The organism is Gluconobacter sp., assembly GCF_047722525.1.
Classification (GTDB): Bacteria; Pseudomonadota; Alphaproteobacteria; order Acetobacterales; family Acetobacteraceae; genus Gluconobacter.
Genome location: NZ_JBDNYY010000006.1, coordinates 24,787 through 41,648 on the forward strand (window position 1 = coordinate 24,787; position 16,862 = coordinate 41,648).

A 16,862-nucleotide genomic window follows, 5' to 3' on the forward strand; every position below is an offset into this window, starting at 1 on the left:
TCTATTCCGGAATACGTTCGAGAAGCCACGTCACACTCTGATGGGTCCGTCTGACCGCCTTGCGGGCATCGGGTTTTTCTTCATCGGGCCCCTTCTCGCCTTCCGGCAGAACCGCATCCGGAACCGGCAGGGGTGTAATGATGATCTGACGGCAGACTTCGCGTTTCCCGCGCCCCAGATAGACATCATTTTCCAGCCGTACGGCACCATCACGCTGCCTGAAACGCCAGATCGTCCCGCCCACCTGAAGGATGATGTCCTCATCATCCTGCGTCACCTTCACATCCGGGTGGATATGGAAGCGGATGGCAAAGTCGATGTTGCGTTCACCGTCAATGAGTTCCTGCCCGCGCAGGTCCTCGCCCTCCGAACCGAAATACAGGCGCCGGGTCCATCTGGCCCCCAGCGGCGCATGATAGCCATCATGCGCCAGTTCCAGCCAGTGCGCGGCCCCATCCGTCTGATGATCGCACGACACGGTGACCGGCCGGCGCGTCATGCCGCCATCCGGACCGAAATCCGCGGATGACAGACCATCCGCCACGAGAACCGTATGCGCGGCGCTGCTGCGCATGGCATCCCGCCAGGCCCCGATCACGGCACTCCCGCAATTGACGAACAGGCGGTGACGCTGATGCGAAAACTCGAAGGACAGCGTTCCGGCATGGGCCATGCTGTCAAAGCCGGCTGGCGCGGGTGGCCCGCTGTCCACGATCAACAGCGATTTGCCGAGTGCCAGCCGCGTGAACTTCCCCTGTGGCATGGCGGGGGCAATCAGCTTCTGCCGTGATCCCTGTGCCAGAACGTCTTCCACCGCGGCGCTATGCCGCTCGTTCGCCCCGTTGAAGACCGCAAGCCCGCCATCCCCGTGACGCATCGCCCGCAGGACGGGACAGACCCTGTCCAGGGCCCGGTCAATAAAAGGCGGAACGCTGGCATGGGCCGTGCGGAACATGACGGACATCTCCGCCAGTTCGCGGGCCACGAGAAACTGTGCCTCGGGGCTGCGTTCGATGACGGTTCCATCCGCCAGAACCAGCCGTTCCAGCTCACCGGGCAGATAACGCAGGAACCGGGACATGAAACCCGTATGCTCGGGCATTGCCATCGCCGCCGCCAGCAGACCCCGGAACGCCATCAGCCCGCGCGCGCCCTGTGGCGGCAGAGGCAGAAGGGCTGCGATGGTGCGGCCTTCCACCAGCATCCGTTCCATCAGACGCTGCTGAAGACGGGGATCGGCAGAGGCGAGGCAGAACTCATGGTTCGACAGCCAGGACGCCAGACGCGAACCCGTAACGCACGCATCCCGCACCAGCGGATCCGTTGGCGGGTGCGCCAGCCAGTCACTGACGAGTGCCCGGGCCGTCAGACGGGCCCTGTCGCTTCCCAGCGTCCGCAGATCCCGCAGCCAGCTGAAGCCATGCAGCCATTCGCGCACCGGTTCCGGCCAGGGGCCACGCTCCCAGTTACCTTTGGGCAGCGGATAGTCCTGCCGGTCGAAACGGAAATGCCCGCCAATCAGGCGCGCGCCCTGCTCCGGATCGCCTTTCCAGGGATCACGGAATGCATGCTCAGGCCCCTCGGAAGCAGTTCCTCCAAAAGGCAGACGGGCAAGGGAGAGACGAAGACTACGAAGCCAGCCACTGCCTGCCATCAGGTGATCTGTTCCACGAACGGGCCTTCAAGGGCCCTGATCGCAGCATCACGGTCCTCTTTTCCGAATACCGCCGATCCCGCAACCAGCATGGTCGCCCCGGCCTCCACAACCCGCGGGGCGGTGTGCGGATCAATACCGCCATCCACTGCGAGGATGATCTCACGACCACTCTCACGAATCATTTCAGCCAGCGTCCGGATCTTGGAAAGCTGGCTGTCGAGGAAGCTCTGGCCACCAAATCCCGGATTGACGGTCATCACAAGGATGATGTCCACCAGATCCATAACTTCCGACAGGGCCACGGCCGGGGTCGCCGGGCAGATCGCCACACCGGGACGGCAGCCCAGCACACGAATGGTCTGGAGCGAGCGGTGGAGGTGGGGGGCATTCTCGACATGCACGGTGATGTGGTCGGCGCCCGCCTTGGCAGTCGCTTCCAGATACGGATCCACCGGATCGATCATCAGATGCACGTCGAACTTCGCATCCGTATGTTTGCGAAGCGCCGCAATCACCGGAGGCCCGAACGAGATGTTCGGCACGAAATGCCCGTCCATCACATCCAGATGAAGCCAGGGCGCGCGCGCAATGGAGGCGATCTCTTCCCCGAGACGGGAAAAGTCAGCAGCCAGAAGGCTGGGAGCGACAATGATCGAAGGCCGGTCAGTCATACTGTCATGTATCGGCAAACCCATCGCGCGACGCAAGCCACATCCGCATCCGTGCGCATCTTCGTGAGGTTGATGTCTTCGCAGACACCATTCCGGAACCCCCGCGCCCCTGAAACGTCCTGATGCCCAAGACCTGCCCGGAGTGCCTCATGACCGATCGTCTCTCACCCACCCTGCTCAGCCGCGACAGCTGGATCCGCCGCCCCTCCCACCGGGCCTGGCTGGAAATGCAGGGGCGTCGCCTTCTGGATTTCAGCAAGGGGGGATGCATTGACGGCGGTTTTACCGGTCTGGATCTGGAAGGCACCCTTCCCGAAAACGCGAAACCCGAAGCCACGCTGACCGCGCGCTGCGTCCATGCCTATGCCGTGGCCGAACTTCAGGGGCTGCCTGGAAGCGCGCCGCTCGTCGCCCACGGAATCCATGCCCTGCGCACGAATTTCCGCGACGAGACCCATGGAGGCTGGCAGCATTTTGCGGACAAGGACAACGACCGCAAACAGGCATACTTACATGCGTTCGTGGCTCTGGCGGCTTCCTCGGCCGTCCTGATCGGGGCGGAAGGCGCGGGCGATCTGCTCAAGGACGCGATCGAACAGATCGAAACCCATTTCTGGAGCGAAGAAGAGGGCGTCATGCGCGAGAGCTTCGCCCCTGACTGGTCGGATGAGGAAGACTATCGCGGCGCGAACAGCAATATGCATTCCACCGAAGCCTTCATGGCGCTCGCGGACGTCACCGGGGACGTGACATGGCTGCATCGTGCCCGGCGTATCGTCACCCGCTTCGTGCATGAACTGGCTGCGGCGGAAGGATTCGCCATGCCAGAGCATTTCAACCGCAACTGGACCCTCATGCGGGACTATCACAGCGACAGACCCAATGATGACCTGCGTCCTTATGGCATGACGCCGGGGCACTTCGTGGAGTGGTCACACCTGACCCTGAAACTTGAGGCCGCTCTTCTGCGGCACGGTCTCCCCACCCCGGAATGGATGCTGCACGACGCCCAGGCCCTGTTCGAAACCGGCATGAACACCGGCTGGAATGCCGATGGCCGGCCGGGCATGCTCTACACCATCAACTGGGAGCATGGTCCGCACAATCGCAGCCGCATTCACTGGGCACAGGCCGAGGCGCTGACGGCCGCCATCAATCTGTACAAGCGGACAGGCAATCCCCATTACGAACACTGGTACCGCATGATCTGGGACTATATCGACACAACCCTGATCGACCGTGATTTCGGAAGCTGGTTCAATGAAGTCAGCCCCGAGGGCGAGCCGACCGAGACGATCTACAAGGGCAAGGGCGACCTGTATCACGCCTATCAGGCCACGCTCGCCCCAATGATGCCACTTGCGCCGTCCCTCGCCACCGCGATCGAACAGATCGGCGTCCCTTACTGATCTCTAGCCCGGGGGTGCTTTCGTCAGGACATAGACCGGAAGCGCCACGGAATCCCGGAACAGATACCAGAGTTCCGCCAGCCGGAAGCGGGAAGGAGCTGTTCCCGAGACCGGGTTCACACCCACCCGTTGCAATGCCCATTCCGCCCGCAGGATATGAAACCACTGCGAGACCACAACCGCCCGCCGAGGATGCAGCCGGGCGACATGCAAAGCCGTCAGCCAGGTAGTGTTCCCGTGTGAATCCACGATGATTGCAGAGGCCGGAACCCCCCGGGCCATCAGCCAGTCCGCCATGATCCTGGCCTCATCCCGATGATTTCCGCTCTCGATCGCGCCACTGACCATGACAGTCCGCACAAGACCGGTACGCCACAGTCGCAGTCCTTCCTCAAGCCGTTCCCGCAGCGCCGGGCGGGGGTTGCCCTGGTCCGTGACCGCCGTGCCGAAAATGACCTCCATTTCGGAGGGAAGCGGCACGGCCAACAGGCCCCTGACCGCCACAAATCCCATCCAGACCAGAAATACGCCGGCCAGAAACATGGCCATGCGCGTGCTCTTCACAACCCTCCGTCGCCAGCGGCTGCCAGACGTCAGGAACATGTCTCTTGTCCAGCCCGTACCCGGCGCAGATACAGCAGTGCTACGCCCGCCGCCAGAATCCCGGACAATGATCCCACCCCCAGAGCCCAGCGCGGCCCCAGGCAATTCGCGACCATGCCCACCAAAGGCGCGCCCAGCGGCGAGGACCCGGCGAAGACCGCAAACCGGATCGACACCACACGCCCGCGCATGCCCGGATCCGTCGTCAGCTGCATGTAGCTGTTACTCACCGCCGTAAAGGTCAGGGACGCCATGCCCGCCATGACCAGCGCGACTGCAAATGCCCAGTATCCCGGCGAAAGAGCTCCCAGCAGACAGGCGATACTAAAGACTACAGCTCCCTGGGGCAGAGCTGAAAATTTCATGGTCCTGCAACTGGCGGCAAACAGCGCACCGGCAATCGTCCCGACAGCCATGGCGGAATTGAGAACGCCATAGCCATGCGCCCCGACGTGAAAGACGCTGACCGCCATGGTTGAAATATAGATCGGGAAATTGAGCCCGAAGGCCCCCAGCAGAAACAGCATGAACAGGATGGTCCGCAGGTCATCGCGCTTCCAGACGTACCGTACGCCCGTAAGAAGATCCTGTTTTTCCTGATGGGTGTTTTCCGGTTTTACTGGCGCGAGGCGGTGCAGATCCTGTGTCCGCAGGGACAGAAGCGACATCAGCACCCCATAGAAGGAAAAACCGTTCAGGACGAAGGACCAGCCCGAACCCAGCTCCGCGATACAGAACCCCGCCACCGCCGGACCGATCATGCGCCCGGCATTGTAGGATACGGAATTGAGCGCCACGGCATTGGCAAGGTCTTCTTCCCCGACAAGTTCTCCCACGAAGATCTGCCGTACGGGACTGTCGAATGCTGCTACGCATCCACTCAGAAACGCAAACAGGTCCACTTCCCACAGCCGGACCATACCCGTCACCACCAGCATCCCCAGCGCGATGGCCAGTGTTCCAAGGGCGGCCTGGGTCAGAAGCAGGAAACGATGCTTCTCCACCCTGTCCGCAATTCTCCCGGTCCAGAGAATCAGCAGGAGCGGAGGCGCCAGCTGAAGCGCCATGACGATCCCGACAGCCGTCGCGTCATGGCGGGTCAGTTCTGTCAGGACCAGCCAGTCCTGCGTCGTCATCTGCATCCAGGTTCCGATATTCGAAACCAGAGCGCCCATGGCCCAGACGCGGTAATTACGCCTCCCCAGAGACCGGAAGGCCTGCCCCATCATTGGCAATCCCTGTCATTCAGGACGAAGTGGCATAAAGAACCGACAGACATGACAGCAGTGTCGGGAATATCCGGACCGATGTCGAGGCGTGTCGCGAAAATGTTCCACGTCCCGTTGCAGGAACAGGGCCTTCAGAACGCAGCCGTGGCCATGTTCCCCGCCTCAGGCACAGGGAGCATCCATTTCGCAGGGGATTGCGCAGGGCCAAAACGGAATCGGGACAGTTCGGCGAACAGATCCTTCGCCTCGTTACTCAGGTTCCGACAGGCTACGGTGACCTCTTCCACCATCGCCGCATTCCGCTGGGTCATCTGATCCATTTCGTTGATGGCCTTGTTGATCGTCTCAAGGCTCTCGGCTTCACCGGTCGTGGACTGGGAAATATCCTCGAGCAGCGACGTGATCCCGTCCACATGCCGGCTGATGATCTTCATCGACCCGTCCGCCTCACCCACAAGCTGAACGCCTTCTTCCACCTGACGCCCCGAGGACGTGATGATGTTGCGGATGTCCTGGGCGGACTTGGCCGAACGCTGGGCCAGAGCCCGGATCTCCTTTGCGACCACGTCAAAGCCCTGACCGGCCTCACCGGCACGCGCGGCTTCGATCCCCGCATTCAGCGACAGGAGGTTGGTCTGGAATGCGATTTCCTCGATCAGGCCCAGAATACTCTCCACCTGCCGGGAGGACGTGCGGATTTCACCCATGGCCGCATTGGCGGAATGCATAATTCTGGAAATCACAAGCGTCTGCCCGCGCGCTTCCAGTGCCGTCTCACGCGCCTCCACCGCAGAGAGGGCGGTTTTCCCGACCGTCTGCGTGATGCTGTTGATGGATGCGGCAGACTCGGCGAGATTGACGGCCTGCCGTTCCGTCCGCTCGCTGAGTTCCGCAGAGGCCGAAGCGATCTCAGACGTGCCATTGGCGATAACCGACGTCGCATCGGAAATCTTGGCAATTGCCGTTCCATAGATCTGGATGAGTGTGTTGAAATCCTGCCGGAACTCTTCAAACCTGTCCTGAAAATGCTCCTGAAACGTAAAGGTCAGATCACCTTTCTTGACGATTTCCATCCCGGCGCAGATCGTGCCAATCGTTTCACCCTGCACACGCCGGATGCTCTCGCTTTTTTCAGAGAGGTCCTTCTGGATGCGCGCGGCCTCGCGGGCCTCGGTCGCTGAAATCTCCTGAAGCCTGAGCTGCTTCTGGCTGTTCTCCCGGAATGACTGCAACGAGCGCGCCAGACGTCCCGCACAGTCCTGATGGTGCAGACACGGAATGGTGATATTGAGCGCACCACCAGCCACCTTTTCCGTGGCGGCCGTAATCTGTTCGAACGGAACGGCAATGATCCGGACGGCAAATCCGGCACTCAGAAGCGTCAGAGTGACCTGAGACAGCAGACCGGCGTACTGGGACAGGAGCTGTTCGTGCGGGTAATGCCCCCACAGGTGCTGGCAGATCTGTTGGACAGCAAACTGAAAGACGGCGGTCAACACAAGGAAAGAAAAGAGAATCTTGATTTTCTGACGGACATAGGCGGTTTTTTCAATCCAATGTAACATTCTCGCCTTCTTCCACCTTGGAAATCCGTTCCCTGTTCAAGCTTCGTCATGAGCCTATTCAAAGCTAGTCATGTCGTTCTTAATAAAGAATGAAGAAAGCTCACGGATTTGTTGACCCTGTTACAGGAGCCCCCTTCAGGGCCTTTGTGCAGAGGGCCCCGGTTCATATTGACAATTTTTCGTCGCCGGAGGATTTGTGACGCTTCACCGTGGGGGGCCTCTGGCACGGGGCTGAGATTCTGCTGGCATGGCCCTCAAACGCCATGCACCGCAGTGACCCATTGAACCTGATCCAGTTCATACTGGCGGAGGGATGGTGGTCGCTGTTTGCCAGACGCGTTTTCCTGCCTCACGCAACCAGCAGCTTGAACCTTTCCTGTCAGAGCTGAGATCTCATTGCGTGCAGGCAGGAGTCTCTCATCATGGCACACAGACAAGCCCCGGGCCGTCCAGTCCCGTCGTCTGTCAGACCATATTGCGCCATCCGGCAAGAGATCCTTCCGTCTCCTGTCATGCGCCCGCGCTCCCGCAGTCTCCTGCCCCTTCTTCTAGGAACAACGGTCTGCTTTTCCGTGGCACGAGCCGCGGATACACCGGCGGCACCGTCCGTTCCGGGCCATCCGGCCGCCCATCAGGCAGAGAACCGCCCCTCCACGGCGCAGCCTCCCGCCGCACGCTCTTCAGAGGCCGAACACATCATCGTCCACCGGATTTCGGACAGTGCTCCGGGCAACCAGCCCGGCGGTGGGCTGATCCATCTTCAGGACGGCGTGAAATCCGTCAGTACGGTCAGTCAGGATTTCATCTCAAAACAGGCCCCGATGGCAACCGCCTTCCAGCTTGCCGCCATGCTGCCCGGTGCCAATGTGTCCTCATCCGATCCGCTGGGATTTTCCCCCAACACGAACATCACCGTCCGCGGGCTCGACAACAGCGCCATCGGCTATGTCCTTGAAGGCATGCCGCTGAATGACGTGGCCTATTATTCCGGCACGCCCAGCCAGTTCGCGGACAGCGAGAACTATCAGGAAATCGCCCTGTCACAGGGCTCGGCCGATCTGGACAGCCCGGTCCTGAACGCGGCCGGTGGCCTGATGAACCTGACATTCCGCGACCCTGCCAAAAAAGCGGGCGGCGATGCCAGCGTGTCCTATGGATCCTACAACACCAACCGCGAGTTCATCCGCCTCGATACCGGCGACATCGCCCATACCGGCATCCGTGGCTTCGTGTCCTATTCCCATGGCGCAACGGACAACTGGCGCGGCCCCGGGCGGGACGAGAAGCATCACGTGGATTTCAAGTTCCTCAAGGAATGGGGACAGGACAACCGCGCAAGCCTCGTCGGTTCGTTCAACACGACCGTTACGAGCTGGTATCCCGAACCCACCATGGACACATGGAAATCGGACGGCATCCACGGACAGAACAACCTGCTGGCCCGGTATGACAGCAGCAATTCCGACAACGGCGCCAATTACTGGCGCCTGTGGCGGGACGCGGAGCGCACGCTTTATGGCGGCGCCCCCGTCCATCTGACGCTGACGGACCATCTGTCCCTTGACGTCACGCCCTATGCGCAGTTCGCCTATGGCAACTGGCCCGGTGGCAGCCCCATGTCCACAAGCGGTCTCTATCAGGGCACGCAGGCCCTGTCGGACACGCTGAACCTGCCCGGCGCGCAGGATGGCGTCGGCGTGGTCCGCGCGGACTATACCCAGCGCAGCTATCGCTCAGGCTTCAACAGTGCGCTGCATTACAAAACCGGCTGGAACGATTTCGTCCTCGGTTACTGGTACGATTACGGCGACGACAACGAGCAGCAGCCTTTCACGGCCGTCCAGACCAACGGATATGCACCGGATATCTGGGCGGAAAACGGCCACGACGTGATCCGCCTGTCGAATGGCGAGCGGCTTCTGGGCGGCAGTTTCCATACCATTTCCCAGACCAACGCGCTGTTCGTCGGCGATCACATGTCCCTGCTGCACGACCATCTGGCCATCGACCTCGGCTTCAAGGCCGTCATGATGAGCCGCGATGGCACGAACAGCCTGCCGGGGCCGCAATATCATGTCGGTTCCAACAGCATGGAGCCGCTGCCCCGCCTTGGCGTACGCTGGCGTATTGATGGAGAGAACCAGCTCTTTTTCAATGCTACGACCAATTTCCGGGCCCCGGACCAGACTGCGCTGTACAACACCTATGATCCCTCTTCGGGTGAGATGTACGGCACGGGTTCCGCCGACGTGCGCAACGAATATTCCATTTCCGAAGAACTGGGATATCGCCGTACGGGACGCTGGATCATCGGCAGCCTGACGCTGTTCAACTACAACTTCACCAATCGCCAGATCTCCACACAGGCCGTGCAGAACGGCTCCATCGTCAGCACAACCATGAATGCCGGTGGCCAGACCTCACGCGGCGTGGACGTGGAAATCGGCCTGCGCCCCTGGCACCATTTCAGCCCCTATGTCTCGGGTGAATACCTGCACGCCACCATCGACAACGATCTGATGTCGGGCGGTGACCTTCTGCGCACCCGGGGCAGGATCGCCGTCCGCAGCCCGACGCTTCAGGCCTCGGCCGGGCTGAGCTACGATGACGGGCACATTTTCGGCGTCGCAACCGTGCATTACACTGGGCACCAGTACGCCACGTTTACGAACGACGAGCGGGTTTCGGATCATACGACGGGTGATCTCGCCATTGGCTACCGCTTTTCGGATCATGTTCATCTGCATCAGCCGACCCTGCGGATGAACTTCATCAACATCACGAATGAGCATTATCTTTCAGGCGTCGCAAGTCCGACCATGAATGCAAAGGACACAACCGGCGTCTATGGCACCACCATCGCCGGAAGTGCCCCGAGCTATTTCATCGGTGGCGGGTTCGCAGCCCTGTTCACCGCGTCCACGGGGTTCTGAGCATGGCAGAGGCATCCGGACAGTTCGGCGTCAGTGGTCCCGAAGCCAGACGGGACTGGCCAGCACTGTCCGATGCCGAAGCCCGCGAAGTCCTGTCCCATTTTCCGCTCCGCTCCCCGGCCCAACGGGTCGTCTGGCATGGACGAAGGCCGTTTTCCTCAACGGGCGCCGTCTCGCTGGAGGACGGGAGCCGGATTTTCCTCAAACGACATGACCATTGCCTGCGCGACGCCACGGCGCTAACAGAAGAACACCGCTTCATCGCGCATCTGGCCGGACGCGGCCTTCCGGTTGGCCAGACATGGCGTACCAAAAGCGGGGAGGCCGCACTTGATCTCAACGGATCGGCCTACGAAGTCTTTTCCATCATGCCCGGCCATGACCTTTACGAGACCGTGCAGTCCTGGGAGCCGTTCCACAACGCGCATCATGCCTTTTCCGGCGGCATGCGTCTGGGGCAGCTTCACGAGGCCGCCCGGGATTTCGAGGCCCCTGCCCGGCCATCCTGCCGCCCGCTGCTCTCCACGTTCGAAGTCATCACCTCCCCTGACCTGATGGCCGGGCTGGAACGCTGGATCCCGCAGCAGAGCGGACTGACCGAGGCGCTGACCCATCATTTCTGGCGCAAGGACATCCCCGCAGCCCTTCTGCCATTTCATGCACGGCTGAAACCGTATCTCGGCACGATCCACCCCCGATGGGGACACGGGGACTGGCACCCCTCAAACCTGTTCTGGAACGACACGGGAGCCGATGCGCAGGTCTGCGGCATCCTTGATTTCGGCATGTCGGACCGGACCTGTGCCGCCTATGATCTGGCGGTCGCGATCGAACGCACCGCCATCGCATGGCTCGAACCCGAAAACGACTGTCCTGTCATTCATGAGCGGCTGAAAGCTTTCCTTTCAGGCTATCTGTCACACTATGCTCTCTCGGCTGAAGAACGGCGTCTGGTGCCCCTCTTTCTTCCGCTGGTGCATGTCGAATATGCCCTCTCCGAAGTGGCCTATTACGAAACACTCGTCCACGACAGAGTCGGCGTAAAAGCCGCCTATACGGATTACCTGCTGGGCCATGCGCACTGGTTCGCCTCCTCCGCAGGACAGCAGTTCCTGAACTGGCTGACACAGACCCTTCAGGCGCTCCCATGTCCCTGACCGAAATCCTGGGTGCCGTCCTGAGCGCGCTGGCCGTCTGGCTGACGTCCCGGCGCAGCATGATCTGCTGGCCTGTCTCACTGGCTGCGGCGGGGCTCTATTGCTGGGTTTTCGTGAAGGCGCGGCTTTATGCCGATGCGGGACTTCAGATCGCGTTCTGTCTGTACGTCGTCTACGGATGGCGACACTGGAAGCAGATGGAAAAACCGGATGGCCGGATCCATGTCCGTCGTCCCGCCCTCCGCACCCTTCTGAAGGGAATGCTCTGGGGGGCCGCGGGCAGCGCGGTCTGGGCCTTCGTCCTTGCCCGCTTCACCAATGATCCCACGCCCGTCACGGATGCCACACTCACCGCCTACAGCATCGTTGCCCAGTGCTGGGACACAATGCGCTACCGCGAGACCTGGCTCCTGTGGATCGTGGTGGACAGTGCCTATGTGGCCCTTTTCATCAGCCGCGGCCTGTATCCGACAGCAGTCCTGTATGCCGGTTTCGTCCTGCTGGCCGCCAATGGATACCGGCTCTGGAAACCCGATACGACCGCCACGCCTTCAGTACCCCTGCCATCCTGAACTTCCATTAAAAAAAACCCGCCCTGATGACTCAGGGCAGGTTTTCATCGAAGCGGAAAATCAGTCGACGCTCGCGTCTTCCGGCAGAGGCTGGATCTGCCGCAGCTTGCCGAAACGATCATAGTAGAACACCGAGGTGCCACGGCGTTCGGCGTAACCGTCCGGCTGACCGTCTTTCGTCTGGAACAGCAGCCGGAAGGCATCCGGCTGCTCGATCACCTTGTCCCCGGGAGGACGATACCGGTACCGGCTGAAATCGGCATGGCTCTTGGGCAGGGATGAATTGTGGTACAGGTCATGCATGCTCGGCTTCTTGGGACCGTCATCGCCCGCATCCTGCGCCATAGCCGTGCCGAAGGTCGCGCCTGAAACGGCAAGGACGGCCAGTACTGGGACAATCAACCTGCGCATGATGCTCTCCGGTCAGTGCGTTTGTGCGGGCACCTTAGGCGAAACCGTCTTCTGGCTCCACCCACCCCCGAGCGCGCGATACAATGTCACAATGTTCTGAAACCGTGCGGCCCGGATCATGATGGCGTTCTGCTGCGCCTGATAGAGCGCTCGCTGCTGGGTCAGGGTCGTCAGGTAGCTGTCGATCCCGGCCCGGTAGCGCATCATCGCCAGGTCGAAAGCTTTCTGCGACTGCTCCACGAGGGACGTCATGTGACGGTCCTGCGTCGTATAGGTCTCACGGGCCGTCAGGGCATCGGATACCTCGCGGAATGCCGTCTGCACGGCCTTTTCGTACTGCGCGGCATATTGCAGCTTCTGCCCCTTCGCCATCATGAGGTTGCCCTCGCTCTGGCCCCAGGTGAAGATCGGCAGACTGATCGACGGCGAAACCGTCCATGTTTCCGCACCCGGCGTGAAGAGCTTGCGGAACTGAAGCGAGCTCGTACCTTCGGACGCCGTTAGCGTCACGCGCGGGAAGAAAGCCGCGCGCGCCGCACCCACATTGGCATTCGCGCCGATCAGCGTGTGCTCGGCCGCCCGGATATCCGGGCGCTGCGCCAGCAGGTCCGATGGCAGACCTTCGGGCAGGTCACTGATCATCGTCTGCGCCCCGAATGGCGCAGGCTCGGGCAGCGTGGCCGGCAGCGGCGTCCCCACCAGAAGCTGGAGGGCATGTTCGTCATCCGCAACAGCCCGCATGTACTGCGACTCATAAGCCGAAGCCTGCTCGACCTGTGTCTTGACCTGCGCAAGCGTCAGGGCATCCGCTTCCCCGTTGTCATAGGCAAGCTGCGTCAGGCGCAGCGTGTCGTTTTCCGATTTCAGGGTGTCGCGCGTCACCCGGAGTTCTTCACGATCCGCAAGCCACTGGATGTAGGTCGTGCCGATCTGCGAAACGGTCGTGAGCAGGACGTTGCGGGTATTTTCCACATTGTTCAGCACCGTCTCCGCCTGCTGGCGGGTCAGGTTGCGGATGCGGCCCCACAGATCGACCTCATAGGACGAAAAGCCGATGGACGTCTGATACAGGCGCAAAGTGGAAACATTCGTGCCCAGACCCGGCGCGAAGGAGAAACCCGCCGTATCGGACGGTCCAAGAAACAGGCCCTGCCCCCCGCTCGAGATGATCGGGAAAAGCGAGGCATTCTGGATTTCGTACTGTCCGCGTGCGACCTTCACGGCCGCAGCCTGCGCGGCAATGTCCCGGTTGTTTCTGAGTGCCAGCTCAACCAGTACCTTCAGGCGTGGGTCGGTATAGAAATCCTCCCACCCCAGATCGGCCACCTTGCGAACGGCCGCAGCGTTCTTCGAACCCGTATCCGCAGGATAGCTGTTCTGTATGGCCTGGGTCGGCTGATGGTAGGTGGGGGCCATGTTGCAGCCCGACACCAGCAGCAGACCGGGAAAGCCGAGAGTAAGTCCGAGACGGGCCTTCATGCGCCGTGCTCCCCTTCGGCGACAGGCGCCGCCTTGTTGTCCAGATGGGCGTACGGGTCCTTGCGGTCACGGGCCCGCGTGACCCGGAAGAGACGCAGCACCACCACGAAGAAGACCGGCACGAAGTAGATCGCCAGCAGTGTCGCGGACACCATGCCGCCCACCACGCAGGTTCCGATCGCCACACGCGCCGCCGATCCCGCACCCGTCGCAATCGCCAGCGGAAACACACCACAGACGAACGCGATCGAGGTCATGAGGATCGGACGCAGACGCTCGCGCCCGGCCTCCAGAACCGAGTCCTCCAGACTTTCTCCACTTTCGAAGAAGGCCTTGGCGAATTCCACGATCAGGATCGCATTCTTCACCGAGAGGCCAACCGTCGTCAGCAGCCCCACCTGGAAATAGACGTCGTTGGAAAGCCCACGCCCGAGCGTCGCCGCGATGGCACCGAGCACACCCAGCGGCAGCACGAGCAGCACCGCGAACGGAATGGCCCAGCTTTCATAAAGCGCTGCCAGACAGAACATGATGACCACGACAGCCAGAGCATAAAGTGGCGCCGTCGATCCACCCGAAGCAAGCTGCTCGAAAGACAGGCCCGTCCATTCATAGCCGATGCCACGCGGCAGCTTGGCCAGCAGCTTCTGCATCTCCGCCATGGCCTGCCCCGAGCTTGCGCCTACGGCCGGCTGCCCCTGGATTTCATAGGAGTTCAGGCCGTTATAGTCCTCGACCTTCTGCGGCCCATTGACCCAATGCCCCGATGCGAAGGCGTTGAACGGCACCATCGTCCCCATCGCATTGCGGACATACCAGCGGTTCAGATCCTCCGGCGTCATGCGGGCCCAGGGCTCGCCCTGGATATAGACCTGCTTGACGCGGTCATTACGCATGAACTGGTTGACGTAGATGGAGCCCAGAGCCCCTTCGAGCGTCGTGTTGATGTCCGCATTGGTCAGACCAAGCGCATTGGCCCGTTCACGGTTGATATCCAGACTGAACTGCGGCGCATCCTCCATGCCCAGCGGACGCACCGCCTGAAGCAGCGGGTTCTGTGCCGCTTCCCGCAGGATCTGGTTTCGCGCTGCCAGCAGGGCGTCATGACCCAGATGTCCGGTATCTTCCAGCTCGAGATCGAAGCCGGTCGCATTGCCCAGTTCCATCACCGCCGGCGGATTGACGGCGAAGATCTGCGCTTCCGGATCCATCCAGAAATGCATCATGATCTCGCGCGACACCGTCATGGTCGTATGTTTCGACCCGGGCCGCTGATCCCAGGGCTTCATCCGGATGAAGAATGCACCCGCACTCTGTCCCTGCCCGGCGAAGCTGAAGCCCGACATGGTAAAGACGGATTCCACATACTGCCCATAGGTCTTGAGCACGTAATCGGTGATCTTCTGGTTGACGGCCGCCGTCTGCTCCTGGGTCGCCCCGTTGCGCATCGTGACCTGCCCGAAAATGATCCCCTGATCCTCATCCGGCAGGAAGCCACCCGGCACCCGCATGAACAGGAACCCGACCAGCGCCGTCAGCAGCGCGAACCCGATCATGCTCACGACCGGCACGCGGATCATCCATTTCACACCACCGATATACCCGTTCGTCAGGCGATCGAACGTCCGGTTGAACCAGGCCGCAGGACCACGCTCATGGCCCTTATGTGTCGGCTTGAGCATGGAGGCGCAAAGCGCAGGCGTCATGACCATCGCCACCAGAACCGACAGCCACATGGCCGCAACGATCGTGATGGAAAACTGCCGATAGATCACACCCGTCGAACCACCAAAGGCCGCCATCGGCAGGAACACTGCCGTCAGCACCAGCACGATGCCGACAAGCGCGCCCGAGATCTCGTCCATGGAAACGCGGGCCGCTTCCTTGGGAGACAGCCCCTTGTCCGTCATGACACGTTCGACGTTCTCGACCACCACGATCGCATCATCGACCAGCAGACCAACGGCCAGAACCATGGCCAGCATGGTCAGGGTGTTGATGCTGTAGCCCAGAATGGACATCAGCCCGAACGTCCCCAGCAGCACCACCGGCACCGCGATCGTCGGGATCAGCGTCGCGCGGAAGTTCTGCAGGAAGATCAGCATGACGATGAACACGAGGACAATGGCCTCAATCAGCGTCTCGACCACCTCATGGATGGAGAGCGTAATGAACGGCTCGGTATCCAGCGGATAGACAAGCTTCAGTCCCGGCGGGAAATACCGGCTCAGCTCACCCAGACGCGCCCGCACAGCGGCCTCGGTCTTGAGCTGGTTCGCACCCGGTGCCAGCTTGAGCGCCATCGCGGACGCGGGATGACCGTTATAAACCGAGCCCAGCGCATAGCTCTGCGCGCCGAGTTCGACCCGCGCCACGTCCTTCAGACGCACCTGGCTGCCATCCTGCTGCACCTTGAGCAGGATCTCCTTGAACTGATCCGGCGTACTCAGACGTGTCGGACCGATGATCGTGGCATCGAAACCAATGCCCTTCTTGGCCGGAAGACCGCCAAGTTCACCAGACGAGACCTGAATGTTCTGTGCCGAGATCGCCGACTGCACATCCCCGACCGTCAGGCCGAAATTGTACAGCTTGGACGGGTCCAGCCAGACGCGCATCGCATATTCGGAACCGAACAGCGTATGATCACCCACACCCGACACACGCGACAGCGGGTCGGAAATGTTGGACGCCACATAATCCGCGATGTCCTGTCCGGACATGCTGCCGTCTTCAGAAATGAAGGCCAGAACCATCATGAAGTTCTTGGTGGCCTTCGTGATGCTCAGGCCCTGGGCCGTCACTTCCGTCGGCAGGCGCGGCTGGGCAAGCTGGAGTTTGTTCTGGACCTGAACCTGCGCGATGTCAGGGTTCGTTCCCTGCTCGAACGTCAGGTCGATCTCCATCTGCCCGCTCGCATAGGACGAGGCCGACAGATATTCGAGATGATCCAGACCATACATCTGCTGCAGGATCGGGCGTACGACCGTGTTGTTCACCGTCTCGGCCGATGCACCCGGATACATGACCGAAATGGCAATCTGCGGCGGCGCGATGCTTGGATACTGGGCAATCGGCATGCGCGTGATTGCCACGGCGCCGACGAGCATGATGATCAGACCGATGACCCATGCAAAGATGGGCCGGTCAATGAAGAAGCGGGACAATGACATGCG

The 16,862-nt window shown here is 61.3% G+C and carries 12 protein-coding genes and 1 riboswitch; of the genes, 4 read left to right on the plus strand and 8 right to left on the minus strand.

Annotated features, from left to right (window positions below):
- Position 1: 1 nt before the first annotated feature.
- Together ABF859_RS07270 and rpe are read right to left on the minus strand one after the other, a co-directional pair.
- Positions 2 to 1,654: a heparinase II/III family protein gene (locus ABF859_RS07270; protein WP_415527114.1), complete on the minus strand. Its 1,653-nt coding sequence runs from the start codon at positions 1,652 to 1,654 to the stop codon at positions 2 to 4.
- Positions 1,654 to 2,328, minus strand: a complete 675-nt coding sequence (rpe, locus tag ABF859_RS07275) for a ribulose-phosphate 3-epimerase (protein WP_415527115.1) — start codon at positions 2,326 to 2,328, stop codon at positions 1,654 to 1,656. Before rpe ends, ABF859_RS07270 begins: the two co-directional genes overlap by 1 nt.
- Positions 2,329 to 2,477: 149 nt before the next feature.
- Here rpe and ABF859_RS07280 point away from each other — a divergent pair, with 149 nt between their 5' ends.
- Complete coding sequence (locus tag ABF859_RS07280; protein WP_415527116.1) at positions 2,478 to 3,737, plus strand: AGE family epimerase/isomerase; 1,260 nt, start codon at positions 2,478 to 2,480, stop codon at positions 3,735 to 3,737.
- Between the two features lie 3 nt (positions 3,738 to 3,740).
- Here ABF859_RS07280 and ABF859_RS07285 read toward each other — a convergent pair whose 3' ends face one another.
- From ABF859_RS07285 to ABF859_RS07295, 3 genes are all read right to left on the minus strand, one after another.
- Entirely contained in the window at positions 3,741 to 4,340 is a 600-nt protein-coding gene (locus tag ABF859_RS07285; protein ID WP_415527117.1) for a YdcF family protein, read from the minus strand.
- On the minus strand, positions 4,331 to 5,569 hold the full coding sequence (locus ABF859_RS07290) for an MFS transporter (RefSeq protein ID WP_415527118.1): 1,239 nt from the start codon (positions 5,567 to 5,569) through the stop codon (positions 4,331 to 4,333). Before ABF859_RS07290 ends, ABF859_RS07285 begins: the two co-directional genes overlap by 10 nt.
- 131 nt (positions 5,570 to 5,700) lie before the next feature.
- On the minus strand, positions 5,701 to 7,134 hold the full coding sequence (locus ABF859_RS07295) for a methyl-accepting chemotaxis protein (protein WP_415527119.1): 1,434 nt from the start codon (positions 7,132 to 7,134) through the stop codon (positions 5,701 to 5,703).
- A 200-nt stretch (positions 7,135 to 7,334) separates the two neighbouring features.
- A riboswitch (TPP riboswitch) is annotated at positions 7,335 to 7,465 on the plus strand.
- 181 nt (positions 7,466 to 7,646) lie between these two features.
- Between ABF859_RS07295 and ABF859_RS07300 the strand changes: the two genes are divergently transcribed.
- The 3 genes from ABF859_RS07300 to pnuC are packed head-to-tail and all read left to right on the plus strand — an operon-like array spanning position 7,647 to position 11,796.
- A complete protein-coding gene (locus tag ABF859_RS07300) occupies positions 7,647 to 10,067 on the plus strand; it encodes a TonB-dependent receptor (protein ID WP_415527277.1) in 2,421 nt (806 codons plus the stop codon).
- A gap of 2 nt (positions 10,068 to 10,069) precedes the next feature.
- Positions 10,070 to 11,224 (plus strand): phosphotransferase enzyme family protein, encoded by a 1,155-nt coding sequence (locus ABF859_RS07305; protein ID WP_415527120.1) that lies wholly within the window; start codon positions 10,070 to 10,072, stop codon positions 11,222 to 11,224.
- Positions 11,215 to 11,796 (plus strand): nicotinamide riboside transporter PnuC, encoded by a 582-nt coding sequence (gene pnuC, locus ABF859_RS07310; protein WP_415527121.1) that lies wholly within the window; start codon positions 11,215 to 11,217, stop codon positions 11,794 to 11,796. The genes ABF859_RS07305 and pnuC overlap by 10 nt, the downstream gene beginning before the upstream one ends.
- Positions 11,797 to 11,856: 60 nt before the next feature.
- On the opposite strand, the gene ABF859_RS07315 is transcribed toward pnuC, so the two are convergent.
- The 3 genes from ABF859_RS07315 to ABF859_RS07325 are packed head-to-tail and all read right to left on the minus strand — an operon-like array spanning position 11,857 to position 16,859.
- A complete protein-coding gene (locus ABF859_RS07315) occupies positions 11,857 to 12,207 on the minus strand; it encodes a hypothetical protein (protein ID WP_415527122.1) in 351 nt (116 codons plus the stop codon).
- Positions 12,208 to 12,219: 12 nt separating this feature from the next.
- Positions 12,220 to 13,686 (minus strand): efflux transporter outer membrane subunit, encoded by a 1,467-nt coding sequence (locus ABF859_RS07320; protein WP_415527123.1) that lies wholly within the window; start codon positions 13,684 to 13,686, stop codon positions 12,220 to 12,222.
- Positions 13,683 to 16,859: an efflux RND transporter permease subunit gene (locus tag ABF859_RS07325; protein WP_415527124.1), complete on the minus strand. Its 3,177-nt coding sequence runs from the start codon at positions 16,857 to 16,859 to the stop codon at positions 13,683 to 13,685. The genes ABF859_RS07320 and ABF859_RS07325 overlap by 4 nt, the downstream gene beginning before the upstream one ends.
- Positions 16,860 to 16,862 lie beyond the last annotated feature (3 nt).

Coding starts and splice junctions, on each gene's coding strand:
- ABF859_RS07270 (WP_415527114.1), bottom strand. CDS start 1,654: ATGGCAGGCAGTGGCTGGCTTCGTAGTCTTCGTCTCTCCCTTGCCCGT.
- rpe (WP_415527115.1), bottom strand. CDS start 2,328: ATGACTGACCGGCCTTCGATCATTGTCGCTCCCAGCCTTCTGGCTGCT.
- ABF859_RS07280 (WP_415527116.1), top strand. CDS start 2,478: ATGACCGATCGTCTCTCACCCACCCTGCTCAGCCGCGACAGCTGGATC.
- ABF859_RS07285 (WP_415527117.1), bottom strand. CDS start 4,340: ATGTTCCTGACGTCTGGCAGCCGCTGGCGACGGAGGGTTGTGAAGAGC.
- ABF859_RS07290 (WP_415527118.1), bottom strand. CDS start 5,569: ATGATGGGGCAGGCCTTCCGGTCTCTGGGGAGGCGTAATTACCGCGTC.
- ABF859_RS07295 (WP_415527119.1), bottom strand. CDS start 7,134: ATGTTACATTGGATTGAAAAAACCGCCTATGTCCGTCAGAAAATCAAG.
- ABF859_RS07300 (WP_415527277.1), top strand. CDS start 7,647: ATGCGCCCGCGCTCCCGCAGTCTCCTGCCCCTTCTTCTAGGAACAACG.
- ABF859_RS07305 (WP_415527120.1), top strand. CDS start 10,070: ATGGCAGAGGCATCCGGACAGTTCGGCGTCAGTGGTCCCGAAGCCAGA.
- pnuC (WP_415527121.1), top strand. CDS start 11,215: ATGTCCCTGACCGAAATCCTGGGTGCCGTCCTGAGCGCGCTGGCCGTC.
- ABF859_RS07315 (WP_415527122.1), bottom strand. CDS start 12,207: ATGCGCAGGTTGATTGTCCCAGTACTGGCCGTCCTTGCCGTTTCAGGC.
- ABF859_RS07320 (WP_415527123.1), bottom strand. CDS start 13,686: ATGAAGGCCCGTCTCGGACTTACTCTCGGCTTTCCCGGTCTGCTGCTG.
- ABF859_RS07325 (WP_415527124.1), bottom strand. CDS start 16,859: ATGTCATTGTCCCGCTTCTTCATTGACCGGCCCATCTTTGCATGGGTC.